Source organism: Lysinibacillus sp. UGB7, assembly GCF_049058285.1.
Classification (GTDB): domain Bacteria; phylum Bacillota; class Bacilli; order Bacillales_A; family Planococcaceae; genus Lysinibacillus; species Lysinibacillus sphaericus_B.
In genome coordinates this window covers 42,720-67,952 of the sequence record NZ_JBMGUV010000020.1, presented here as the reverse complement: position 1 = coordinate 67,952, position 25,233 = coordinate 42,720, and the positions used below count along the sequence as shown (strand labels likewise).

The following is a 25,233-nucleotide window of genomic DNA, read 5'->3' as shown; positions in this document are numbered from 1 at the left end:
TGATTTTAATTTTATCTATTCATTTGTAGCATCTCAGGTCTCGAAAATACTTAGTGTTTTCAAGACCTTTTTCTTCGAACGGAGCCGAATTCTATCAGAGAAAGACGTTCTGCGTTATTTTGACAAGCTACGATCTTTATCCGTTACCGCTGCAACGGCATCATGAATCGTTGTTTCAAAATGATTACTTTGTAGGGAGGATACACCTTGAATAGTAGTACCACCAGGTGAACATACTTGGTCGACAAGTGACCAGGGGTGTTCTTGTGATTGTAATATCATTTTCGCACTGCCAAGTACTGCATTTGCAGCGATTTCGAGCGCCATATTTTTAGGCATACCTTCACGTACTGCCGCTCGAGCTAAAGCATCAATATACATATAGGTAAATGCTGGTGAAGCACCGCCAATGGTTGTGAAAATCGAAAATAAATGTTCTGGTACTTCGATAATGGTACCAACAGTTTCGAATAAAGTTGTGACAAATTGAAGTTGTGTTGTTGTGACTTGTTCACTTGCCATATAACAGCTTGTAGAAGCACCGATCAGAGCATTGATGTTTGGCATAACACGAATAATGGGTGTGACCTCTGATAAATACCCTTGTAAGTACGTTAAATTTTTTCCTGCGGCAATAGAAACAATCACATGCTTTTCTTGCAAATACGTTCTTACTTCAGGTAAAACATCGGGTAACATTTGTGGTTTGACGCCTAAAATAATAACATCACAAGTTGACATTAACTCTTCTATAGAGTCAGTTGCTTGTATGCCATAAGAGGTTGCTAATTTTGTTGTTTTTGCTTTTGTACGATTATAGCCGTATATAAAATTGGACTGGAAATCACCGCTTTTGCACATCCCTTTAATAATGGCAGTGGCCATATTTCCTAGGCCAATAAATCCGTATTTCACTGGGTAACACTCCTTCGTTTAGTAGAACATACATATAAGTATAGAACAGAAAGTTTTTCTTGAATAGCAATATGCAGGAATGAAGGCAATACGGTTCAAATTCATGACAGTCGGTGGTATCATAGAAGGAGTTGTGAAATGGACATGCATCGTTTATTTACGAAATCATGTACTTTATGTGAACTTTGAGACATACTCGTTCCAAAAGAGGTAAAATAATAATTTGATATGTTTGATGCAAAATTTGTCGCTTTCTATCGGGGGAGGAAAGCGTGTAGAAATTATGAGAGAAAAGGAATTAAGATGAATGGAACAGAATCTAAAAACGGAGCACAATCCACAATCTGTAGAAACAACTTTAGAGAAGCATTCGCGTTCTGATATTTTGGCGCAGACAGTGAAAACTGGGATTATTAAGTCCAATTTAATTCCCATGTGGGCTGGATTGGCGCTAGGTATGTATAAAAATAAAATGACATTAATGGGTAATATACCAGAAATAATTTTTGCAACAATCGGTTCTGCTCTCGTAATAGGGGCAGCAGGAGCATTTAATAATGTGTATGATCGTGATATTGATGCCATTATGCCACGTACAAAAAATCGCCCAACTGTAACAGGGGAAATGTCAGCGAAAGCAACGTTGATGCTTGCTATTGCTATGCTCATTGTTGGGGTAGGAGTACTAGCACTTGCTTCACCACTTGCTGCACTATTTGGCTTCCTAGGCCTCTTTTTATATGTAGTGCCTTACACAATGTGGACAAAACGTCGCACAATTTATAATACGGAAATTGGTAGTATATCGGGAGCTGTACCTCCGTTAATCGGTTGGTCCGCTGTAGCATCTGATATTACGCACCCAGCCTTAATGGGTTTATTTTTTGTGATGGTGATATGGCAGATGCCTCATTTTTACGCCATTGCCATTCGTAAGCGTGTTGATTATGAAGCGGCAAGTGTACCGATGTTACCTGTTGTTAAAGGAATGCGTCGCACTTACTATCAAACGAACTTTTATTTGATTTTACTCATTTTATCTAGTTTTTTATTCGGTTCATTGAGCGTGGGTATCATGCTCGTTGCGTTATTATTAAGTGTAGCATGGCTTGTGATGAGTATTTACGGCTATCATAGCAATAAGGATCAAGTGAAGTGGGCGACGAAAATGTTTGTCTTCTCTCTATTTCATATGACAATCCTATTTTCAACGGTTATTATTTACTCATTGGTAGGCGTTATATTTAAATTATATTAAGGATATTGAAATTGTATAGAAAAGGACAGGCCAACAAGTTATTCTTCGCTTGTTGGCTTTTCCCTTTCCACGGAGGTTATGTGGCAACTCGGCCATTCCAAGGCATGTAGTTGACCACCAAAAACAGCTCCACCATCAATTCCGATTATATTATTTTCCCCAAAATAGACATTGAAATTGGTTGGATCGTGGTGAAGCCTATAAGTTGAGGTATGCCCAAAAATCACGGTTTTTTCCCCTGCATAGTTTGCATGAAACTCTTCTCGAATCCATAATAACTGCAAGGGATCAGTATCCTCTATAGCTATACCAGGCACCACTCCGGCATGGACAAAAATAGCATCTTCTAATTCAATATAGGTTTCAAACGTTTCAATTAACTGTAAATGTTCTTCGAGCTTAGGTAAAGTTTGAATAAAACTAGGTAATGTATCGCTGTTAAGGGCCTCTTCAAAGTCTTCTGCCTGAAAGCCATAGCTTGACAGTGTTGCATCTCCCCCGCAAAGACTAATCCAATGCTTCCAAGACTTAGGAAGGCCTGAGCGACAGGCTTTTAACATAATAGCTTCATGATTGCCAAGCAAAACACGAGCACCCTTTGCTTGTAGTTCACTTACTAAATTTAAAACCCCGCTAGAAGAAGGTCCTCGGTCGATATAATCACCAAGTAAAAATAACTGATCTTGAGTAGCATCATACTTTACCTTTACTAATAATTCTTCAAAAAGGTCTAATTCCCCGTGGATATCACTAATTGCTAGTATTCGTGTCATAAAAACAGCATCCTTTCCAGTATAAACGCGGTTACTATTAAGTATAGAGAAATGTTCTACAAAATTCGACTGTTCTACTTTGAGCATGTTTGACGGTTACTACATCAACCATTTTTAACTATGAGTAAGTAAGACATCCAAGTAACAGTGACCCCGTCCATATGTATTAACTAATAGTCAGTGTGTATCTCTACTGTTAATAGTTTCACTTTATCATATGTCGGGGTGATGCCATTTCTTTATTCATTCGTCTATAGAGTTGAGGTAGGAAAGGAGGGAAATATGTGCTACAACAATTTCAACAGGACTATAAGATGCATAGTGATGCCATTTATAAATACATTTATTATTTAGTAGGCAATAAGGAGATGGCCGAGGATTTAACGCAGGAAACGTTCTATAAAGCCTTTCAACATTTCCATACATACAGACAAGAATCAAACGTTCATACGTGGCTACGTAAAATAGCAAGAAACCTAGTATACGACCATTTTCGGCGCAAGAAAATTTTGCGATTTATCCCGTTTGTTCATAACGAATGTATCCGAGATGAAACTGTACTACCAGAGGAATTTCTAATAAAAGGGGAGGATTTTTCAGCAGTATTCCTAGCGCTTTATAAAATTAAGCTCGAATATCGAGAAGCAATTATCTTACGTTATTTAGAAGAACTTTCAGTAAAAGATACGGCGAAGTTACTTGGGTGGAGCGAGGCCAAGGTGAAAAATAATACAGCAAGAGGCTTACAGACACTAAGAAAACACTTAGGGGAGGAGGGGTTAACTTATGAATGAAAAGCTAAATCATTTGTTACAGGAAATGCAGGAAGTTAAGCGAAACGATGCAGAAAAGGAGGAAACCTGGAGAAAACTACAGGGGAGATTGCAGAAGAAGACAAGATCCAACCACTGGCAATATCGGACGGTGTTTACAGTGGTACTTGCGATGTTAGTACTGATTATGGCGATGCTAATAACTGAAAGTAACTATTCGAATAAAAATGCGACCCTACCTTTGTCGAATGCTATTCGTACGGTTCATTTTTATGAAACAGATACACCCAATCAATTTAATGGCAAGGACTCAAGATTATATTTGGGTGTAGAAAAGCTCACATCAACAGCCTATCAACAGCTAGAAAAACTTTTAGCTTTACAGCAAAACACGCAATTGCCCGCAAATGTGGTAAAGGATTTTGACAGCGAAGCTTATGATTTGGTCATTACATTTCAAGATGGGCATCAACAACGTCTAAAGTGGTATCACTATGCTGCTACTGACGGCGAACTATTAATGTTGGATTGGGATACAAAAGTTTTTCACATGATTCCTGAGGCAACTGCATTAGAAGTAAGAGAAGAGATATGGCAGCTCCAGAAAGATTTTTCACACATTTCAATTAAGGGATCTATCATATTAATTGTGGCGGTTTTACTAAACGCTTTGTTGACTCGATTAATATTGAAAAAATACAAACTTCCGAAAAAGCCAGAGCTATTCCCACAAAAAAAATGGGTGGCTGTGGATATAATTTGGGTGAGCCTCTTGTTCATATTGGGGATGCTACATTTATTCAAATTTGCTCAACCGTTATTTATTGGATGCATCACGCCAGGTGTAATCATGATATGTTATTGGCAGTATTGGATTAATCGAAAGCTAACTCCGCAATCTGGCTATTTACTATTGCGTTATTTATATGTTGCATATATTTTTGTCATTTTATTTTACATGCTTTCTTAATATGAGGCTGTCCCAAAAGTAAAGCAAGAAGTTTTAGGTTTCTATTAGAAGTCATTTCATAAATATTTTTTCTATAAAGAAACACGAACATTTTTGGTAGGAGCGTAAAGAGGCAACTCCAGCGAGAAAAAAGCAAAGGATCGGTGCTCCGCGGAAAGCGTCCGCCTGTAGCGGAATATACTTATGTGATAGGAACAATTGCTTTGTTTTCTTTCATCATCTTCGCCTTTATTGATATGAAAGTGAATTATGAAATTGATTGATTCAGTAGGCTATTTTTCGATAAAAGGGTAATAATCACCAGTAGACTCCTACGAATTGGTTTTACGATGAAAACGTGAGTGAAAAATAGCGACAGGAAAAGGTATGGCAAGTGCATGAGATAGCAGTGCGCAATGCGGCTCATGCCTTGCCTGCGGAAAGTGAAGCGGATTTTTACCATAATAGGCGGACGGCGTTATTGTTTGAAGGACTTTTTAGATACAGTTCTAGTAGATAGACCTTGTTATGGACTATCTTGACTCAGTCAAAGGAACCTTATAGTTTCTCCCATACTTGCATGGTGATTTGCTCGTCAAACGAAGAGAGAAGGCGGTAGTTGTTGGTATCTAAAATTCGATAGTGATTACTGATAACGTTTTGCTGTAGGCGATAGCCATTGCGTTCGCTAAGATTTTTCCACCATATGTAGCCACCCATTGTTTTATCTTTCGGTTGTAATGTCCCGTGATTGGCGATTAAATCGATGACCTCGAGAGGATCACCTCCGAGTTCGTGTTGTAAAATGGAGCTGTCACGGCATAGGGCACAAATGGCTACGGCTGTTGTCCAGCCTGTTTGAATACGTCCCTTTTCAATCTGGACAAGTGTTTTTTTTGAAAGACCCAGCAAATCACTCATCTGATCCTGTGTTAACGCTTTTTCTGTTCGAATTAATTTTAGTTTTTCTGTAACGAGTGTGATTAGTTGTTCACGATTCATCCAAACACCCTTTCTTTCAGGTTGTTAAGCTCCATTATACATGAAAGTTGAAAAAGTGGGAGCGGCTATGACCGATGGAACATGTATTAAGATTGATAGAATACGCACAAAAATAAATAGACTGCTCAATGGAATAATCCACATTGAGCAGTCTATTTAATGTTAATAATGAGAAAAGGCTATTAATATTCGTATTTTTTCGTGTCAGAGATGACTCTGAAGTGAATGCCTTTAATTTGAGCACTTACTTTATGACGAAGTGTATCAATATCTACTAGCTCGTCTTTATCATTCACGCACTCAGCGATTTCCTGTAACAGTTTTGTGAAGGCCTCTTTGAATAGTGTGCGCATATTATCGAAGTCTAGGCTTCGGAAGCTACCGTCAATATCAAATGCCTCTACAGAATTTAACTGCTTAGAAGCACCAGCAAAACGGTCATCATACACTGTATAATTTTCGTCAGTTACAACGATTATATATAATACTTCACCTGTAATAGTTTTTAATTCGATATTTGTTTTGTGTTTTTTTACGTCGGTAATAATGTGAATACCGTCCGAATGATAAAGCTTGAATAATTTCATAGCATTGCCCCCTGAGAATAGAATCAAATTCATAGTTTCATTATATAGGGGGATGGCTAATAATGGAACAAGACAAGTACATTTGGATAGAATAGCCTATTAGTATAGTGTGATTTAATGTATATTTAATAAAAACTATCAATAAAACAGTAGCAGGTTTATTTAATTTCTGCTGATTTTCGTAAAGGTCGAACCTCTACATAATGTAATTGGTGACCTTGTTGTTCATAGACGCTAAATACATAGGGAGCAAGCTCAATGTTTTTGGCTATTTTATTGGCATTATTAACTGTTAAAAACCAGCCGCCTAGTGTTTCTACCTCTTCTGCATCAAGTTTGACTTGCAATAAATTTTCAACATCTTCTACAAGCATTTTTGCATTTAATATATAATGATTTTCACTTACTTTTCGAATTTCAGCAATTTCATCACCATCAAATTCATCACGGATCTCACCGACGATTTCCTCTAAAATATCCTCTACCGTTACCAAACCAGAAGTACCGCCATATTCATCCATTAAAATCGCCATATGAATACGATCTTTTTGCATACGTACGAGTAATTCATGAATTGGGATTGTCTCAATAACACGAATAACGGGATTAATAAAATTTTCAAGCACTAATGATTCGTCTGTTAACTGCTCAATCAATCCATGGGTGAATAATTCCTTTGAGTTGAGTGAGCCTAAAATATTATCACGGTCACCGTCATAAACGGGGTATCGTGTATATTTTTCTGAGGCGATAAAGTGAATGATATCTGTAAATGATTCGTTTTTTTCTATACCTACTATTTCCGTTCGTGGCACCATAATTTCGCGTGCAATGCGTTCGTCAAATTCAAAGATATTATTAACGAATTTTAACTCGTTTTTATTGATTTCACCGCTTTTAAAGCTTTCAGAAAGCAAAAGACGTAATTCTTCCTCTGTATGTGATAGTTCATGCTCAGAAGCGGGCTTCATGCCAAATAAGCCAACGAGAACACGGGCAGAGCCGTTTAAAAACCAAATGAATGGATACATTAATTTATAGAAAGCCATAATTGGTTTAGCAAAAAGTAGTGTAATCGTTTCTGCTTTTTGGATGGCAGCTGTTTTAGGTGCTAATTCTCCGACAACAACATGTAGGAATGTTGCGATGGCGAAAGCTGAACCAATTGTAAAAATTGTCATGTACTTATCGGAAATACCGACCATTTCAAAAAGTGGATGTAGCATAAATTCAAAGGTTTTTTCACCGACCATCCCGATACCAAGTGCTGTAACCGTAATACCAAGCTGGCAGGCCGATAAGTACTCATCTAAGTGATCGACGACATGCTTGGCAGAAATGGCTTTTTTATTGCCCTCTGCAATCAGTTGGTCAAGCCTTGAGGAACGTACTTTTACGATAGCGAATTCTGTTGCCACGAAAAAGCCTGTTAATGCTAATAAAATGGTAAAAATCGATAAGTTAAGTATGGTCTCCAAATAGTCGTTCTGTTAAAACAGAACGTCACCTCCTAATTATTAATGAGTAGTAGTAAAGATTGCATAAGTGCAATACTTTCAGGCGAAACATTTTTTTTGATTGTTTGTATATTTTTTTGGTCTTGTTTGTCCATCTGCGCAAGTAGAGACGTGACATCATGCTCCAAATCTTGCATTTTTAAGCGAAGCGTTTGGACATCAATTTCTTCATACGGTGTGATGTTTAGTTCGTGCTGTATTTCTTCAAGTGACAGACCCTCCAGTTTGCGTTGCTCGATATAATGGAGCCGGTCAATCATAGTAGGTTCATAGTAGCGATAATTCGATGCAGATCGTTCAGCTACTAACAGACCAATATTTGTATAGTAATCAATTGTTCTTTTAGTAATGCCTGTTTTTTCTGCAAATTCGCCAATTCTTAATTTCTCTGTCCCAATACAAACACCTCCGAACCATCACGTGATACTTTGATTATAACGTGATGGTTTAATAGAATTCAAATAATAGGCTCGAATATTTCAAAATTGTAAGATTTTTTGAGAAAGTATGCACTGATTTCATGGCTGGTTCATACCAATTTTGATATGTAAATACATAGAAGCTACGCTGTGCACATGGCACAGCGTAGCTTCTATGTTTCGATGGATATACCATTATTGTGACTGTCCATACGTACATGTGTTTTGTAATGGCCGATGAGCATAATCACAAGGGCTGCAAAAACCATAATCCCAGCGAAAAGTAAGGCTGCTTTATAGCTATCATAATAAGCGGCCAATTTACCCGCAATAATCGGTCCGATTATTTGTCCGAATGCATAAAATGTTGTTAACACAGAAACCACTGCGTTACTCTGGCTAGGAAATACTTGTCTAGCATAGGATGTGGTCATCGTTACAATACCAACAAAGGTCATACCAAATAAAAACGCTGAAATGAGTACGCTAGGAACGGTTTGTGAAAAGACTGGCAGAATAATGCCGACAACCTGCATCACATATGCAACCGATAATATGGTTACAGGTGAATATTTCGATAACAGCATAATCCATACAGGGGCAGATGGCACAGCAGCTAAACCAACCACTACCCAGCTATATGAAGAATAGGCTGATAATGTAGGGATATTATGAATAATGTCTACTAAAAATGTACCCGTTATAATATAGCCAAGCCCCTCTAAACTATATGAAGCAATCAGCCATGGCATAAAACCAGCTGTCATCTTTCCGCTAGCCGTAGACACTTTCTTTACCCCATCTTGAATGGTTAACTTGCGCCATGTGACAAGGGTGATACAGAAAAAGACAAGTGAAAGAAACCCAAGTCCTAGCCATGCACCTTTCCATGTATAAGAAAGCTCTAAGTAAGGCACAAGTAAGCCTGAAATGGCGATACCAAGCCCAATCCCACTAAATAAATAGCCAGACCATTTTGTTAAAATCACCTGCGCTAGGTAATCCATAATAATGCTGGACGTTAAGACAAAAATAAGTCCGCCTGTAACACCTGCAACAAAGCGCAACAACATCCATATAAAAAATGCCTCTGTAAGACCCATCCAAATAACCGATAGGATATTCACTATAACACTAACTAATAATAAGTATTTTTTACGTCTAAACAAAAATCCTGCCCATAAAGCCCCCAAAAAATAGCCAACATAATTGCTAGATGCTAAATACCCAGCTGTTTCTAGTGTGAAACCCGCGTCTCTCCGCATAAACGGTAAAATCGGTGTGAACGCGAAACGACTGATGCCCATCGCAATGACAAGCAACAGGACACCCCCCAGTAAAACGCCAGCATGCTTTTTATTCATAGCCAAAACCCCTTTGTGAAAAAATATAAAGCTATTATTTTAGTATATAGGAGATGAGAGGGGAGGGGTATTGAAATTAAACTTTACGTAGTAGGCCATTACATAAAAATAGCTCTTCTAGGCGAAATAATCGCTAGAAAAGCTAAGAAATTTACTTTTGTAAGTATGTATCATATAGATAATGAAGAGCCTCTTCGCCATTCATTTGGTACATTATTTCATTATTATAGACAAGCTTTAACTCGGTGAGGGCACGGTCGATTTTATCGCCTTTAATCGTGCATGTAACAGTGACCAAACCAGTTTCAGCAAGCTGTTTCTGTATAGTATCGTCCCAGCCTTGCTCAGAAAATAATGGTGGTTGCCAAGTGCCATGTACTTGTAGCTCGTTGTGCTTAGCGTCATAATCCCAGCGTACGTCACGTAAAATAGTTTTAAATAAGTCATTAACAGTAAATGTTTTGTCGTTGTAGTCAATCGGAATCGCTCTGATCGCGTGAACATCACGGCTAACTGCAGTAGCTGCTGAGTCAGCTGCTGAGGAAATGCCAGATGCGGCATCTTTAATTTCGGTTAGTCGATCGCCACAGCCTACAAGTAATGTAGAGAGGCATATGATACAAATAACTTTGGTCATCCATTTCACAAGTAATCCCTCCAGAAAGCAAGTTGTTATTTACTATATTAGCGAAAAGGAAAACATGAAAAAAGGGCATGAGGAGATGAGATTGTGTCGTTTTTGCAACGATGCTATGTGAAACTCTTGTTTTGTAGGCCATGTCAGGTAGGGAAAGGTAGAAGGTCTTAAAACTTCGTAACTTAATTCCAAAGAAAAGGAGCTGTTTGTTATGAAGATTAACGATGAAATACTGGAAAGGTTAGGAACTTATTTTGTGTATCATGCAATATACGACAACTATGGTATTACGTTCGAAAGCTTTGTTGATCGATGGGTTCGGGGGATACTGGAAGTTTAATTTGTTGAATGGCCTTTTGTTCGTAGTTAAAAAGAGTCATGTTCAGCAAAGTGAACACGACTCTTTTTGTTATGAAAATCTCATTTTTTAGTTGTTGAGTACTACGTACGTAGATGTCGCCTAGGCTAACACGCTATCGTGGTCGCTCGTTTCCTTAGATAGGGTACTTACTATTGCTTCCCGCGAGCAAGCAGCTGGTGGATGTATGGGCGCACTTTAGCGCAACTGTTCTTTAAAATAGTTTGTAATGAATTGATTGGCTTCTTGCCAGTTATAGACACGCATGACATTGTCAGGTACTGCAAGTCGATTATAGGGTGTATCGAATAACACAACAGGTATTTTTAACTCTTCGGCTAGCATCACGGCATTATCATGCTTATCTTCGAAGAAAGCAGCAACGTTATGCTTTTTTGCCGCTGCCAGCTTATCATGACTACCAATCAATTCGATGTGATCGTACGGGATTGCTTGAGATTTAAACCAATTCAACGTTATATCTGATACATTCTCACCACGTGCAGAAATGTAATACAACTCATAGTTATTTTGCCAAGCATTTAAAATGTTTTTAGCATCTTTGGCGGCTTCTGAAACTTCATACATGTAAGGCTCGTTTGCTTTAAACCATGTATTGAACGCCAGACGGTCTATAGGATGTGGAAATGCAGACAAAAAGTCATATTCGCACACATCATCTAATGTAATGTTGACATTATATTGCTTGTTAATATGTGGAATAAGTGTACTCGGACAGGTCACTGTGCCATCAATATCGATACCAAAACGAGGCTTTTTCATGCTAGCACCTCCTTAGGCGTTCGCTTTTTCTGCTTCTTCAGCCGCGCGCTTTTCTGCCATTTCAGTAGCCAATTTATCAATTTCTTTTTTCAGCTCTTCAACCATAGTTTTTTCAGGTACTTTACGAACTGTTTTGCCCTTCATGAATAACAAACCTTCACCACGTGCGCCAGCGATACCGATATCTGCTTCGCGTGCTTCACCTGGTCCGTTTACCGCACAGCCAAGAACTGCTACTTTTAACGGTACATTGAGTGTAGAAATGTATTCTTCTACTTCATTGGCAATAGAGATGAGGTCAATTTCAATACGACCACATGTTGGGCAAGAAATAAGTGTAGCCATGTTAGAGGCTAAACCAAATGATTTTAATAGTTCACGTGCTACTTTTACTTCTTCAACAGGATCAGCGGAAAGGGAGATACGTAGCGTGTTCCCGATTCCTTTTGACAAGATTGCCCCAAGGCCGGCAGCTGATTTTACAGTACCTGCAAATAATGTACCTGATTCAGTAATCCCGAGGTGAAGTGGATAATCAAAGGCTTTAGCAGCTTTTTCATAGGCCTCGATTGCTAAATTGACGTCTGATGCTTTCATCGACACGATAATATCATGGAAATCTAAGTCTTCCAAAATTTTAATATGGTGTAGCGCAGACTCCACCATGCCGTCTGCTGTTGGGTAACCGTATTTTTCTAAAATATGACGCTCTAACGAACCAGCGTTTACACCAATACGAATGGGAATACCTTTAGCTTTGGCTGCGTTAACAACGGCTTCTACTTTTTCTTTACGCCCGATATTACCTGGGTTAATACGAACTTTATCGATACCATTTTCAATCGCTTTTAATGCTAATTTATAGTCAAAGTGAATATCAGCTACTAATGGAATATTGATACGTTTCTTGATTTCTGCAATCGCATCAGCTGCACGCTCATCAGGCACTGCGACACGAACGACCTGACAGCCTGCTTCTTCTAGGCGAAGAATTTCTGCGACTGTTGCTTCGACATCATGTGTTTTTGTTGTACACATACTTTGAATGAATAATTCATTACTACCACCTATTGTTAAATTACCGACACGTACAGGACGTGTTTTTGAACGGTGACAAATTTCACTCATTAACTTTCTCTCCTTTTCGGGCCACTACTTTCAGCCGTCACTGTCATTTATTTTAGCAGTGTAAGAAAATAAGGACAAGGAAGAAACGTTAACTTTTCATTTTCTGCATTTGTTGTGGAATTCAAATGACATCGGAAGCTTAATATTTTCGCCAGGAACAAGTGCCTGTAACTGTAAATGTGGGTTTAATTCATAAAAGAGCTGTAGTCTTTCTGGAAAGGTCATGGGTACTTTTGCAGGATGTAGTGCAAATAAGCTATGGAGAGTATCACCTTGAATGGTTTGTACACTGATATAATTTGGCTCTCGTTGTTCTTCACAAAGGGCGTTTGCTGTTTCTTTAGGATAAAAAGCAGCGAGTGGTAATGTCCCTTCCGTTAAATCTATTTTCACAACAAAGACGATAAGTACAATAATAGCTGTTAAAATTAATGCTCGCAAAAAATCCCCTCCTTTTCTACACTATATTGAGAAGAGAGGGGAATCATGCATATTATTTTGCAATTGGTTGTTTTGGATATTTTGTAAAGGCTACGATTAATAGAGTAATTGTTAAGAGTAGCGATATTATTGAGATAATCGTATTGCTAGTAGGTAAGTATTCTGAAAGGGTACTTAAGATAGTCGCCCAAGTAATAGCGAACGTTGTTGTGCGCCATATATGACGGTATTCACCACGGCGTTTCATGACTTTCAATATAAACAGACCTGCTAAGGCGTAAATGGCGATTTGCGCAAAAATTAGCATGGTAGTAAAGACAAAAAGCATGATGAGTGTTGCCGGATATAATAGCCATTTAATATCTTCTATGTATTCCGTCATTCCGCTAATATCAAAGGTATCGATAGACATCCCAGCTGTGAAACGGCCGAATGAGAAAACTGTAACAAAGCTAACTAGTAGAAAGGTGTATTGAATAACCTTTCCGATCGGTAATAGACGATAGGCAGCTAGTTTTTTAGGATGAATCAGGCTATCAATAAATAGTTGTGAGTGTTTCATAAAATATCTCCTCCAATCGCTATTCTACCATGTTCATTTGTGACAAGGTATGAATTGAATTCGATTGCCTGTGAATCTAATGCTAAAATGTTAACATTATGTAAAGAAGTTAAAGGTTTTCTTTACTTTTTGTGCTTTTTCATTTAATGATTAGAAATAGAGTAGTAGAGATGTAGGAATTGGAGCGAATACAATTGACAATAGATTGGCAAAGCATACTATTTCAATTTTTAGGCGGTTTAGGGGTCTTTTTATTTTCCATCAAATTAATGGGGGAAGGTCTACAAAAATCAGCAGATGATCGACTGCGCGAATGGTTGAATCGTTTTACGACAAATCCGTTCATGGGTGTACTAGTCGGAATTATTGTGACAGTTTGTATCCAGTCGAGCTCTGCAACGACAGTCATAACAGTTGGACTAGTTAGTGCTGGCTTTTTAACATTACGTCAAGCAATTGGCGTAATAATGGGTGCGAATATTGGTACGACATTAACAGCATTTATTATCGGCATTGATATTGGTATTTATTTTTATCCGCTACTCGCGATTGGAGCGGCATTTTTATTTTTCTTTAAAAGAGCAATATATCGCCATGTTGGTCAAGTTTTATTTGGCTTCGGTGGTCTGTTTTTAGGGCTTGAGCTTATGAGCACAAGTATGCAGATGCTTCACCAATTAGCTGATTTTGCTTCATTAACTGTACTTTTAAGTGACCAACCTATTTTAGGCGTTTTTCTTGGTACACTTTTTACGTTGCTTGTACAAAGCTCTACAGCAACTGTCGGAGTATTACAAGGCTTATATGCAGAACATTTAATTGGTTTGGAAAGTGCCTTACCCATCTTATTTGGCGAAAATATTGGCACGACTATTACAGCAGTTTTAGCATCGTTTGGTGCTTCTATTTATGCAAAGCGGGCAGCAGCGGCACATGTGCTATTTAACGTCATAGGAACAGTGATTTTTATGTTGTTTTTTGCACCTTTTATGCAGTATGTCCAATGGATAAGTGAACTGTTCCATTTAGAGTCACGTATGCAAATAGCTGTGGCACATGGCTCGTTTAACATTTTTAATATGCTGATTCAATTACCGTTTATTGGTGGCTTGTCAATTCTAGTTACGAAAATACTGCCAGGGCATGATGGCAATATAGATGTTACGACAAAACATCTGGACCCTTCGTTCATTGATTCTTCACCAGCTATTGCACTTGGTCAGGCGAAAGAAGAGGTTTTACGTATGGGCGACCATGCATTACGTGGTTTGGATGAAACCTTTTTATATATGAAAACAGGTGAGGCAGAGCATATCCCGACAGTCTTACAATTAGAAGTAGCACTCAATCATTTAGATAAAGAAATTACCAACTATCTCGTGATGGTGTCTAAACAACCGCTGTCTCGTGCAGATTCGGTTCGTCATCATACTCTGTTAACGAATGTACGGGATATTGAACGGATTGGTGACCATTTCGAAAATATTTTAGAACTTTTACAGTATAAGGATCACCATGAGGTAAGTTTGAGTAAATCAGCGCGCCAAGATTTAATAGGAATGTTTAGTCTAGCGATTGAAGCGGTACGTAAAAGCATCGAGGCTCTTGATACAGCCAGCCTTAGTCTAGCGCAAGAAGTCACTGAGCTAGAAAGTTTAATTGATGATATGGAGGATAAACTAAGACAAAAACATATTGCGCGCTTAAATACGAATGAATGTAGCGGTGCAGCGGGGATCGTCTACACGGATATCGTCAGTAATTTAGAGCGTATTGGCGATCATGCCGTCAATATCGCAGATTCTATTTTAGGTATTCGTTATTAAAATTGTGAAACTTTTTATAGTACCCTACGTATAAAAGGCGATGTGAGACAAAAGGAGAGAAATTTTATGGAAGTTGTTGGATGGATATTGGTCATTGCCTGCTTTATCGTATCTTTTGTTGGGCTCGTGTACCCGATTATACCTGGTGTAATCTTTCTATTAGGTGGTTTTTTACTATATGGATTATTTTTCTCATTTGCTGATTTAAGCTGGTGGTTCTGGGCAATTGAAATATTATTTGTTGTATTACTATTCGGAGCTGATATGGTCGCAAATGCATTTGGTATAAAAAAGTTCGGTGGCTCGAATGCGGGCATGTGGGGCAGTACAATTGGTTTATTAATTGGCCCATTCGTTATTCCTTTTGCTGGGATATTAATCGGTCCATTTTTAGGAGCTGTTATTGCAGAGCTGGCAGTGGAGCGACGTACAGTTAATGAAGCTGTAAAAAGTGGCATTGGTTCACTTATAGGTTTTTTAACATCAACTGTAGTAAAAGGGGTTATTCAAGTCGTAATGATTGTTGTTTTTTTTATAACTATTTAACTTTAACAGATGCATAGATACCAGGGAGTCAAACGTTGAATGCTAATACGCTAATACAATTGAGCCGATGTTTAACAAAATCAGCGAGCGGGTATGATAGTAATCGAATTGGTTTTTCAGTCAAAAGGCTGAAATCTTGGATTTGAGATATTTTTCATTGAATGGTTTGACCAATTTTGATAATCTATGTATGTACTAATTATTCTTTAATCTAGGGAGGAACTTAACAATGGCTTACGAATTACCACAATTAACTTACGCATATGACGCATTAGAACCACATATTGATGCTAAAACAATGGAGATTCACCATTCTAAACACCACAATACTTATGTAACAAATTTAAACGCAGCAGTTGAAGGCACTGAATTTGCAGATAAAGATATTAATGCATTAATCGCTAACATCGATGCACTTCCAGCTGACAAACAACCAGCTGTACGCAACAATGGTGGCGGACATGCTAACCATACATTATTCTGGGAATTAATCGCTCCAGGCGGTTCAAACGCACCAGTTGGTGAAGTAGCAAAAGCAATCGACGCTAAATACGGTTCTTTCGATGCTTTTAAAGAGGAATTTGCTAAAGCTGCAACAACTCGCTTCGGTTCAGGCTGGGCTTGGTTAATCGTTGATGGTGACTCAGTAGCAGTTACATCTACACCAAACCAAGACTCTCCAGTAATGGAAGGTAAAACACCAGTTCTAGGATTAGACGTTTGGGAGCATGCTTACTACCTAAACTACCAAAACCGTCGTCCAGACTACATCGGTGCTTTCTGGAACGTAGTAAACTGGGATGTAGTAGAAGCTAAATTCCAAGCTGCAAAATAATAATACTTAATAATGAGCTATGCCAAGGGTGAGTTTTCACTGTGGCATAGCTTTTTTTGATTTTATCGAGAACTTTCGTTGATTTATCGCCCAGATTTTAAATTTTATCGAGTACTTTTTGTGATTTATCCCCCAAAATTACAAATGTAAGAAACTTTTCTAATGAAAGTGCCGTCAAATAAAATGGAGCTTTACTCAAGAGTATGCTTTTCTGTCGGTACTTCGGATGGTATACTTAGTATCGTGTATTTAAACAGTAATTAGAGGAGGAGGGGAATACATATGCGCAAAGCACCTGGAAAAAATCGCGCGGCGAGTGTTAAAGCTAAGCATCATTCCAATTTAACATTTCGGATGAATGTCCTTTTCTTTGCTATATTTATCATATTTTCAATGTTAATTTTTAGGCTTGGTTATATGCAAATTGTAAAAGGAGAAGATTATGTACGTATTTTAGAGCGTACAGAGGAAGTTCCTGTAAATACAAGTGTGCCGAGGGGCCGCATGTATGACCGTTATGGCCGTATTTTGGTCGACAATCAGCCTGAAAATGCGATTACGTATACGAAAATGCAGACGACAAAAACGGATGATATGCTGAAAATTGCCGAGGATCTGGCGCAATTGATTGAACAACCAACAAAACGTGTTACATTACGTGATAAGAAGGATTTTTGGATTCTAAAAAATCACGATGCTGCCTATGAGAAGATAACAGATAAAGAACAAGCGAAAATTAAAACGCAAGAAAATATTACGACAAGTCAAATCAATGCTGAGATTGATAGAATTGTACGCGAGCGAATTACAGATGAAGAATTAGCGCAACTTACAGAGGCGGATTTAGAAGTGTTGGCGATTTATCGAGAAATGGCATCTGGCTATAATTTATCGCCGCAAATCATTAAGAGTGAAAATGTTTCAGCCGATGAATTTGCTCGTGTCTCAGAACGATTAACAGAATTACCAGGGGTCAATACGACGACAGACTGGAAGCGTGTCAAATTATCATCACTTTCTATTTTAGGGCGTACAACGCTACCAACGAAAGGGATACCTAAAGAGAAGCTGAACTATTATTTAGCGCGTGATTACTCACGTAATGATCGTGTTGGAGAAAGTTATATTGAAGCGCAGTACGAAGAGCTTTTACAAGGACAAAAAACAGTTGTCAAAAATATTACCAATAAAAAAGGGCAAGTGGTCGATACGATTACAACGTACGAGGGCGAGCCTGGTAAGGACTTAGTGTTAACGCTTGATAGCGAATTACAGGCTGAGACAGAGAAAATTGTAGAAGAAGAGCTGTTGAAATTAAAAGCGATACCGGGCTCATATTTATTAGACCGTGCCTTCTTAGTGATGATGAATCCGAATACAGGGGACATTTTATCAATGGTCGGTAAGAAAATTGAGAAAGATCCTGAAACAGGTAAAAACATCATCGTCGATTATGCATATGGTTCATTCACAACAGCCTATGAGGCAGGATCAGTTGTCAAAGCTGCAACTTTACTTACTGGTTATAATCAAGGAGTAATTACACCAAATACTGTATTAGGAGACGAACCAATTCATTTACTCGGCACGCCAAAAAAGAGCTCGATTTTTAACCGTGGTGGCTATATATCTATGGATGGTTTGACCGCTCTTGAGCGTTCTTCTAACGTATATATGTTTAAAACGGCCTTGCTTATTAATGGAACGCCTTATAGTTATATGATGCCGCTCCGTTTAAGGGACGATACGTTTTCAAAAATGCGTAATTCTTATGCCCAATTTGGCTTAGGGGTAAAAACAGGTATTGATTTACCGAATGAATTTAGTGGCGTGCAGGGTCCATCCGGTCCAACGATGGGCGGTAAAACACTTGACTTAGCCATTGGACAGTACGACACGTATACTGCAATGCAATTAGCACAATATATTTCAACGGTGGCGAACGGTGGTTATCGCATTCAACCACACGTGGTGAAAGAAGTACGTGAGCCATCAAAAGATGGTCAAAAGCTCGGCCAATTAGTAACTGAAGTGGGCCCGACGATTTTAAATAGCATTGATAATTCTGCAGAAGAAATTAACTATGTGAAAAAAGGGCTTCGTCGTGTTTATACAGGTAATCAAGGTTCTGCACGAAAACAATTTGCAAATGCACCGTATACAGCTGCAGGGAAAACGGGTACAGCTGAGGTAGTTTATTATGGACCATTAACAGAGCATTACGGTACAGAGACAACTAACTTAACACATGTTGGCTATGCGCCATATGAAAATCCTGAAATTGCTTATGCCGTTCTGATTCCTTGGGTAACAACAAACTTTAAAATTTATTTGGATCATAATAATGAAATTGCTAGACGTTCTTTAGATAAGTACTATGAACTTAAAGACAAGTATGATTCTACGAAAGTTAATGATAGCAATGTAGAGCCACCAATTTTACCAGCAATCACAAAAGAAAAAATTGGTGAAGATGAACAACAATAACAAAACCGCTAGTGCATGAAAAATGCCTAGCGGTTTTACTCTTCCATTGAGTGGCTAGGCGGATAAAATCATTAAAGTGATGGATAAAAAGTGAAAAGTGACGGATAAAATCATTAAAATGATGGATACAACCATTCAACAGTACTATAAAAAAATCGACTGTCTCTCCTAGTAGAGGCAGTCGATTTTGCATTAAGCAGATAGTTGTTGTACAGCTAATTCAAATTGTTGCTTTGGTTTTGTACCATAAAGCTCTATATTATTACAGAAATAAGACTGGACCATAAAATCAACAGCCTCCTGTAAAGAAAACTCCCGATGATGCATTATAAGTGTTAAATACGTTTTAAAGTAATCGGCATTTTGTACTTTTGCATGTTTTATCACAAAGTTAAACCCCTCTTGTATTATTTTCTGACACACAATTGCTAATTATAGCATCTTTCATAGAGGAAGCAAGTTTTCTCAATTGTAAATGTGTCTTTACAATCGTTTACAAACAATTACATTCCTTTACGTCTCTTTTACGAACGGTTTATACGACTTCAACAATCAGTCTTTATAGTAAAGATTGTAAGGTAAACAACTATAAAAAAGTTAGTGACGGAGGCAAATGAGATGAAAAAGTGGAAGTACTTAACGATGACAGCGGTAATGGGTTCAGCATTAATGCTAGGTGCATGTGGTAGTGACAACTCTACTCAAAATGGTAACAATGCAGAAACTAATGCACCAGCAAGTTCAGGACAAGATGCTACTGACGAAAAACTGCAAGGTTCTGTAGCTGGAGATGGTTCTTCAACTGTAGCACCGATTATTGAAGCAGTTGTAGAAGAGTATGCAGGTGCACAACCGGATGTCAAAGTATCAGTAGGTGTTTCTGGAACTGGTGGTGGCTTTGAAAAATTCATCGCAGGGGAGACAGACTTTTCAAATGCATCTCGTTATATAAAAGATGAAGAGAAAGCGAAACTAGAAGAAGCAGGTATTGCTTATACAGAGCTAGCTTTAGCATATGACGGTTTATCAGTAGTAGTGAATCCTGAGAATGACTGGGCTAAAGATTTAACAGTAGAGCAATTAAAACAAATCTGGATTGAAGATGGTAAAGAGAAGAAGTGGTCTGATATAGATCCATCATGGCCAGCAGAAAAAATCGTATTCTATTCTCCAGGTACAGACTCTGGGACGTATGACTATTTTGACGAAGTAATCTTAGATGGAGCGGATCTAGTAAGTTCTGCAACATTATCAGAGGATGATAACATGCTAGTACAGGGTGTATCAGGTGACAAAAACGCAATCGGATTCTTCGGCTACGCGTACTACCTAGAAAATAAAGACAAATTAAACATTGTGAAAGTAAATGGAGTAGAACCTACAAATGAAACGATTGAAACTGGTAAATACGCACCACTTTCACGTCCATTGTTCACATATGTAAAAAATAGTGCAATTAAAGATAACGCAGCAGCATACGATTTCATGAAATTCACACTTGAAAATTCAGGCGACATGGCTGAAGCAGTAGGTTATGTCCGCTTACCTGAAGAAAAATATGCTGAAGGTTTAAAAACTTTAGAAGGCTTAAAATAAGTAGACATGCATGGAGGGAAAGAGATGTATGCTCTTTCCCTCGCTTACTTGAAAGGAGCACCCAATGGTTTCTCAAAAAGAAAATAAGACAACATCTGTGCAGCAATTAATTGCGAATTCACGCAATCAAAAAACGAAGAAAATAGTGGAAAAAGCAATGCCAGCTCTATTATTTTCTGCAGCCCTTATCTCTATTTTGACGACATTTGGCATTGTTTTCACCCTTATTTTTGAAACGTTTGAGTTTTTCAAACGTGTTTCGATTACGGATTTCCTATTTGGTACACAGTGGCTACCGTTTTCAGGGAAGGAACCGTTGTTTGGGATTCTACCACTTATTGCAGGAACGTTGAAAGTCACGCTTATCGCAGTTGTTGTAGCAGTACCATTTGGGATTGCATCTGCTATTTATTTAAGTGAATATGCGAATGAGAAAACAAGACGTATTGTTAAACCTATATTAGAAGTTTTAGCAGGGGTACCAACAATTGTTTATGGTTTCTTCGCTCTGACGTTTGTCACACCGATGTTACAACAAATTATGCCAGGGTTAAAACTTTTTAATGCACTTAGTCCAGGGATTGTTGTTGGAATCATGATCTTACCGATGATCACTTCACTTTCAGAAGATGCCATGTCATCCGTACCCAATAGTATGCGAGAAGGTGCATTGGCCCTCGGTGCTACAAAGTTTGAAGTAGCCATTAAAGTAGTATTACCTGCGGCACTATCAGGTATTATAGCATCAGTTGTCCTCGCTATTTCCCGGGCAATTGGGGAGACGATGATTGTCTCGCTTGCAGGAGGTTCTACACCGAAATTTGATTTGGACGTCACGGACTCTATTCAAACGATGACGGCATATATTGTGCAGGTTTCAACGGGTGACGCCGGCTATGGAACGACAATTTATTATTCGATTTACTCAGTAGGTTTCACATTATTTATCTTTACATTAGTGATGAATTTACTCGCTCATTATATTTCGAAACGCTTCAGGGAGGTTTACTAGCATGCGCTATATCGATGACTCAGTCGTCATGAAACGAATGACGAAGCGTATTATGTTCAATAAAGTCTGGAAAACCTTGTTCTTCTTAGCCACTACATTTGCATTAGTAATGCTGGCTATATTGATGTACCGTATTGTGACGCAAGGTATTGACTATTTAAATTTCGATTTCTTAACAAACTTCGCTTCACGTTTTGCAGATAAAGCGGGAATTAAAGCGGCATTAGTCGGTTCACTTTGGCTCATGGGGGTTGTCGCACCTGTCTCAATTATTTTAGGTGTGGGTACAGCAATTTATTTAGAAGAATACGCGAAGAAAAATAGACTAAATGACTTTATTCGTATGAATATCTCAAATTTAGCGGGCGTACCTTCCATTGTTTTTGGTTTACTAGGCTTAACGATTTTTGTTCGTATGATGGAACTTGGTAAAAGTATTTTAGCAGCCGGTTTCACTATGAGCTTACTAATTTTACCGGTTATTATAGTTGCTGCACAGGAAGCCATTCGCGCTGTACCGAGTGAACAACGTGAAGCTTCTTACGGTATGGGGGCAACAAAATGGCAAACGATTTTACGTGTCGTTCTTCCAGCAGCAATACCAGGGATTTTAACAGGTAGTATTTTGGCTTTGTCTCGTGCAATTGGTGAAACAGCTCCACTTGTGGTTATTGGAATTCCTGTTATTCTACAGTTTTTACCAGATAATTTACTAAGTCAGTTTACAGCGCTACCAATGCAAATTTATGATTGGGCAAAACGTCCACAAGAGGCATTTCAATATGTAGCATCGGCCGGTATTTTAGTACTGATGACAGTACTTTTACTAATGAACTCTATCGCGATTTTTATTCGAAATAAATTCCAAAAACGTTATTAATGAGGTGACCTTATGGTACTAGATTTTAAAGAGGAAAAATCAGTCGTCAAATCGATTCATACAGGCGCAAAGCCTACTATAGAAGTAGCAAAAAAAATGGTGTATGATACACGCAACTTAAATTTATGGTATGGTGATCACCATGGCTTAAAAGATGTCAATTTAAGCATTTATGAGAACGAAGTAACAGCAATAATTGGCCCTTCTGGATGTGGGAAATCGACATATTTAAAAACGTTAAATAGAATGGTAGAGTTAGTGCCAATCGTTCGTACATCTGGTGAAATTTTATATCGTGAGCGCAATATTTTAGATAAAAACTATACGGTAGAAGAATTACGTACGCATGTAGGGATGGTCTTCCAAAAGCCAAACCCATTCCCAAAATCTATTTATGATAATATCGCCTATGGTCCGCGGATACATGGCATAAAAAACAAAAAAATTCTGGATGAAATTGTTGAAAAATCATTGCGTGGTGCGGCTATTTGGGATGAGGTAAAAGACCGCTTAAATCAAAATGCATATGGCCTTTCAGGTGGTCAACAGCAACGAATCTGTATTGCGCGTTGTTTAGCAATCGAACCGGATGTCATTTTAATGGATGAGCCTACATCTGCACTTGATCCCATTTCTACATTAAAGGTTGAAGAATTGGTACAAGAGCTGAAAAAAGATTATTCGATTATTATCGTCACACACAATATGCAACAAGCAGCGCGTATTTCAGACCGTACTGCATTCTTCCTAAGCGGCGAAGTCATCGAATACGATAAGACGGATGTGATTTTCCAAACACCTGCAGATCAACGGACAGAAGATTACATTTCAGGACGCTTCGGCTAAGGAGGAACGATAGATGGTAGTACGTGAACGCTTTGAGCAGGAGTTAAAAGAAATTCAAGCGCAATTTGTAGAAATTGCAAGTAGCAGTATTCATGCTTTAAAAATAGCTTTTGATGCATTATTGGAGCAGGATTTAGAGAAGTCCTTGAAGATTCTCGAAGATGATCTAATCATTAATCGTTTAGAGGAAGAAATAAATGACCGGGTAATTTTAATGATTGCCAAGCAACAACCAGTAGCCACAGATTTACGCCGCCTCATGGTACTAGTGAAAGCGGCATCGGATATGGAAAGAGTCGGAGATTATGCTGTCAATATTGCCAAGGAGACAATTCGCCTTGGGAAAGAGCCACTTATCTTTCCAACAACAAATTTACAGACAATGTGCCAAAAAACGGTTGAAATGCTTGAAAGTATCATCAAAGCCTTTACTGAAGAAGATACTGTAAGTGCAAAAGAAATTGCAGAGCTTGATGATTATGTAGATGATTTATATGGTGCGACAGTGACACTGTTGCTTCGTGCAGGTGCTGATAATCCTACTCATATTCATCAGATTACGCATTTAACTTTTGTCTGCCGTTATTTAGAACGGTCAGCTGACCATGCAACAAACATTGCTGAGCACTTATTTTACTTAATTAAAGGTAAACATTATGAACTGAATAATTAATGAAGAAGAGAAGGGCGGATGAAGCCATTCTCTTTTTTTGTTAATGTGGTGAAAAATTCCGCAATATCAGCAACATTGCCCTCCGTAAAGCGTCAAATATTGCGGAATGAATTTGTATTGTCAAAAAATAAAATTGGTTATACTATAGACATTATCCAAAAAGTATGTGCTAAGGAGGTGCTGCTTCGTGAAAGATGCTGTAGAAACACTTATAGAGAAATTTGAACTAGATATCACACCTGAACAACGCGAATACTTGTGTTTTTTATATGAACACTTACATCTAGAGGAGTTAAGTGACAAGGAACAACATTTTTTTATAGAATATTTTTACAAGAGTGAGACCTTACGAAATATGGCAGCATTTGCACTTGAGTTAGCTGATGCCATGCGTGAAATTCGAGAAAATATCCCTGCTATTGAGCAGGCTGAACGGCAAGCGAATGGGAAAGAGCAGCGTTTGTATTATGAACGAAAATGGCAGGAGGCACAACGTCTACAATTGAAGCATCATACTACAAAAAAAGGAAATATCTACTATGTTCCATTTGCTGAATATAAAAAAGAGCCTGGGCCCATGATTATTTGTCTTGAGCAAACAACGGGAATGGAGGTCTATTCCGAGCTTTGCAAGAGTATGATCCTACCGTTATTTATGAGTGCTCATCGTGAGCAGCGGGATTTATATATCGTGCCATATGATTGCCAAATTCATGTCCATTATCGATTTGAAAATGGCCATTTGAATTTATCAGATTTTAAGGATTTTATAGAATATAAGGCAAAAGGGAAAGCAGCAATTTTGCCTGTGTTACAGTTTGTTAAAGGTTTACTACAAGAAAATCAGCAATGTACAGAAGCGGATATCATCATTTTCACCGAAGGTAATCCTGTTGATGGTCAACATTTATTAGGAAAGCGTGCGAAAGCAATATTAGAGGATATGAAGCATCACTATCATGCTGATTTTTCTGTGATTGCCATGCAGGAGCAAAATTTTAACGAGCAACAATTTTGGTTTGCGAATAGAGCTTTTTTTGCGGATGATGCTATTCAATAGACACGT

27 protein-coding genes are annotated in these 25,233 nt (G+C 38.2%); 14 read left to right on the top strand and 13 right to left on the bottom strand.

The features are described from left to right. Nucleotides 1-114 precede the first annotated feature (114 nt). A complete protein-coding gene (proC, locus tag ACOMCU_RS17715) occupies nt 115-915 on the bottom strand; it encodes a pyrroline-5-carboxylate reductase (protein WP_010859861.1) in 801 nt (266 codons plus the stop codon). A 307-nt stretch (nt 916-1,222) separates the two neighbouring features. Here proC and cyoE point away from each other — a divergent pair, with 307 nt between their 5' ends. After that, nucleotides 1,223-2,173 (top strand): heme o synthase, encoded by a 951-nt coding sequence (gene cyoE, locus ACOMCU_RS17710; protein ID WP_010859860.1) that lies wholly within the window; start codon nt 1,223-1,225, stop codon nt 2,171-2,173. 38 nt (nt 2,174-2,211) lie between these two features. On the opposite strand, the gene ACOMCU_RS17705 is transcribed toward cyoE, so the two are convergent. Then, nucleotides 2,212-2,946 (bottom strand): metallophosphoesterase, encoded by a 735-nt coding sequence (locus tag ACOMCU_RS17705; protein WP_010859859.1) that lies wholly within the window; start codon nt 2,944-2,946, stop codon nt 2,212-2,214. Between the two features lie 284 nt (nt 2,947-3,230). Here ACOMCU_RS17705 and ACOMCU_RS17700 point away from each other — a divergent pair, with 284 nt between their 5' ends. After that, nucleotides 3,231-3,740: an RNA polymerase sigma factor gene (locus tag ACOMCU_RS17700; protein ID WP_421050899.1), complete on the top strand. Its 510-nt coding sequence runs from the start codon at nt 3,231-3,233 to the stop codon at nt 3,738-3,740. Continuing rightward, on the top strand, nt 3,733-4,689 hold the full coding sequence (locus ACOMCU_RS17695; RefSeq protein WP_421050897.1) for a hypothetical protein: 957 nt from the start codon (nt 3,733-3,735) through the stop codon (nt 4,687-4,689). The genes ACOMCU_RS17700 and ACOMCU_RS17695 overlap by 8 nt, the downstream gene beginning before the upstream one ends. A gap of 537 nt (nt 4,690-5,226) precedes the next feature. Here ACOMCU_RS17695 and ACOMCU_RS17690 read toward each other — a convergent pair. The 6 genes from ACOMCU_RS17690 to ACOMCU_RS17665 form a co-directional block, all read right to left on the bottom strand. Beyond that, nucleotides 5,227-5,670 carry a helix-turn-helix transcriptional regulator gene (locus ACOMCU_RS17690; protein WP_010859856.1) on the bottom strand — a complete coding sequence of 148 codons (444 nt, stop codon included), beginning with the start codon at nt 5,668-5,670 and terminating at the stop codon, nt 5,227-5,229. A gap of 182 nt (nt 5,671-5,852) precedes the next feature. Further along, complete coding sequence (locus ACOMCU_RS17685) at nt 5,853-6,257, bottom strand: hypothetical protein (RefSeq protein ID WP_010859855.1); 405 nt, start codon at nt 6,255-6,257, stop codon at nt 5,853-5,855. A 158-nt stretch (nt 6,258-6,415) separates the two neighbouring features. After that, complete coding sequence (locus tag ACOMCU_RS17680; RefSeq protein WP_421050896.1) at nt 6,416-7,735, bottom strand: hemolysin family protein; 1,320 nt, start codon at nt 7,733-7,735, stop codon at nt 6,416-6,418. 32 nt (nt 7,736-7,767) lie between these two features. After that, nucleotides 7,768-8,109, bottom strand: a complete 342-nt coding sequence (locus ACOMCU_RS17675) for a MerR family transcriptional regulator (protein ID WP_230491902.1) — start codon at nt 8,107-8,109, stop codon at nt 7,768-7,770. A 257-nt stretch (nt 8,110-8,366) separates the two neighbouring features. Beyond that, nucleotides 8,367-9,557, bottom strand: a complete 1,191-nt coding sequence (locus ACOMCU_RS17670) for a YbfB/YjiJ family MFS transporter (RefSeq protein ID WP_421050895.1) — start codon at nt 9,555-9,557, stop codon at nt 8,367-8,369. 151 nt (nt 9,558-9,708) lie between these two features. Further along, nucleotides 9,709-10,194 (bottom strand): hypothetical protein, encoded by a 486-nt coding sequence (locus ACOMCU_RS17665; protein WP_421050909.1) that lies wholly within the window; start codon nt 10,192-10,194, stop codon nt 9,709-9,711. 211 nt (nt 10,195-10,405) lie between these two features. Between ACOMCU_RS17665 and ACOMCU_RS17660 the strand changes: the two genes are divergently transcribed. Continuing rightward, nucleotides 10,406-10,534, top strand: a complete 129-nt coding sequence (locus tag ACOMCU_RS17660) for a hypothetical protein (protein WP_010859850.1) — start codon at nt 10,406-10,408, stop codon at nt 10,532-10,534. A gap of 216 nt (nt 10,535-10,750) precedes the next feature. Here ACOMCU_RS17660 and ACOMCU_RS17655 read toward each other — a convergent pair whose 3' ends face one another. The 4 genes from ACOMCU_RS17655 to ACOMCU_RS17640 all read right to left on the bottom strand — a co-directional run bounded on the left by ACOMCU_RS17655 (nt 10,751) and on the right by ACOMCU_RS17640 (nt 13,466). Further along, entirely contained in the window at nt 10,751-11,335 is a 585-nt protein-coding gene (locus ACOMCU_RS17655; RefSeq protein ID WP_421050893.1) for a 5' nucleotidase, NT5C type, read from the bottom strand. Nucleotides 11,336-11,347: 12 nt separating this feature from the next. Beyond that, nucleotides 11,348-12,463 carry a flavodoxin-dependent (E)-4-hydroxy-3-methylbut-2-enyl-diphosphate synthase gene (gene ispG, locus ACOMCU_RS17650; RefSeq protein WP_010859848.1) on the bottom strand — a complete coding sequence of 372 codons (1,116 nt, stop codon included), beginning with the start codon at nt 12,461-12,463 and terminating at the stop codon, nt 11,348-11,350. A 96-nt stretch (nt 12,464-12,559) separates the two neighbouring features. Then, nucleotides 12,560-12,904, bottom strand: a complete 345-nt coding sequence (locus tag ACOMCU_RS17645) for a hypothetical protein (protein WP_421050892.1) — start codon at nt 12,902-12,904, stop codon at nt 12,560-12,562. 52 nt (nt 12,905-12,956) lie between these two features. After that, nucleotides 12,957-13,466, bottom strand: coding sequence for a DUF1189 family protein (locus tag ACOMCU_RS17640; protein ID WP_421050891.1), 510 nt, complete (start codon nt 13,464-13,466; stop codon nt 12,957-12,959). A 194-nt stretch (nt 13,467-13,660) separates the two neighbouring features. On the opposite strand from ACOMCU_RS17640, the gene ACOMCU_RS17635 reads away from it, so the two are divergent. The 4 genes from ACOMCU_RS17635 (at nt 13,661) to ACOMCU_RS17620 (ending at nt 19,160) form a co-directional block, all read left to right on the top strand. Further along, on the top strand, nt 13,661-15,292 hold the full coding sequence (locus tag ACOMCU_RS17635) for a Na/Pi cotransporter family protein (RefSeq protein ID WP_421050890.1): 1,632 nt from the start codon (nt 13,661-13,663) through the stop codon (nt 15,290-15,292). 66 nt (nt 15,293-15,358) lie between these two features. Continuing rightward, nucleotides 15,359-15,838: a DUF456 domain-containing protein gene (locus tag ACOMCU_RS17630; protein ID WP_421050888.1), complete on the top strand. Its 480-nt coding sequence runs from the start codon at nt 15,359-15,361 to the stop codon at nt 15,836-15,838. A 229-nt stretch (nt 15,839-16,067) separates the two neighbouring features. Next, entirely contained in the window at nt 16,068-16,673 is a 606-nt protein-coding gene (locus ACOMCU_RS17625) for a superoxide dismutase (RefSeq protein WP_421050887.1), read from the top strand. A gap of 282 nt (nt 16,674-16,955) precedes the next feature. Then, nucleotides 16,956-19,160, top strand: coding sequence for a peptidoglycan D,D-transpeptidase FtsI family protein (locus ACOMCU_RS17620; protein ID WP_421050885.1), 2,205 nt, complete (start codon nt 16,956-16,958; stop codon nt 19,158-19,160). A gap of 192 nt (nt 19,161-19,352) precedes the next feature. On the opposite strand, the gene ACOMCU_RS17615 is transcribed toward ACOMCU_RS17620, so the two are convergent. After that, nucleotides 19,353-19,547 (bottom strand): hypothetical protein, encoded by a 195-nt coding sequence (locus tag ACOMCU_RS17615; RefSeq protein WP_010859841.1) that lies wholly within the window; start codon nt 19,545-19,547, stop codon nt 19,353-19,355. A 231-nt stretch (nt 19,548-19,778) separates the two neighbouring features. On the opposite strand from ACOMCU_RS17615, the gene ACOMCU_RS17610 reads away from it, so the two are divergent. The 6 genes from ACOMCU_RS17610 (at nt 19,779) to ACOMCU_RS17585 (ending at nt 25,227) form a co-directional block, all read left to right on the top strand. Next, nucleotides 19,779-20,756 carry a PstS family phosphate ABC transporter substrate-binding protein gene (locus ACOMCU_RS17610; RefSeq protein ID WP_010859840.1) on the top strand — a complete coding sequence of 326 codons (978 nt, stop codon included), beginning with the start codon at nt 19,779-19,781 and terminating at the stop codon, nt 20,754-20,756. A 64-nt stretch (nt 20,757-20,820) separates the two neighbouring features. Continuing rightward, nucleotides 20,821-21,768, top strand: coding sequence for a phosphate ABC transporter permease subunit PstC (gene pstC, locus ACOMCU_RS17605; protein WP_421050883.1), 948 nt, complete (start codon nt 20,821-20,823; stop codon nt 21,766-21,768). A gap of 1 nt (nt 21,769) precedes the next feature. Continuing rightward, nucleotides 21,770-22,648: a phosphate ABC transporter permease PstA gene (pstA, locus tag ACOMCU_RS17600; protein WP_219362916.1), complete on the top strand. Its 879-nt coding sequence runs from the start codon at nt 21,770-21,772 to the stop codon at nt 22,646-22,648. Between the two features lie 54 nt (nt 22,649-22,702). Next, entirely contained in the window at nt 22,703-23,494 is a 792-nt protein-coding gene (pstB, locus tag ACOMCU_RS17595) for a phosphate ABC transporter ATP-binding protein PstB (RefSeq protein WP_219362986.1), read from the top strand. Nucleotides 23,495-23,507: 13 nt separating this feature from the next. Then, nucleotides 23,508-24,167: a phosphate signaling complex protein PhoU gene (gene phoU, locus ACOMCU_RS17590; protein ID WP_010859836.1), complete on the top strand. Its 660-nt coding sequence runs from the start codon at nt 23,508-23,510 to the stop codon at nt 24,165-24,167. A 187-nt stretch (nt 24,168-24,354) separates the two neighbouring features. After that, nucleotides 24,355-25,227, top strand: a complete 873-nt coding sequence (locus ACOMCU_RS17585; protein WP_010859835.1) for a hypothetical protein — start codon at nt 24,355-24,357, stop codon at nt 25,225-25,227. Nucleotides 25,228-25,233 lie beyond the last annotated feature (6 nt).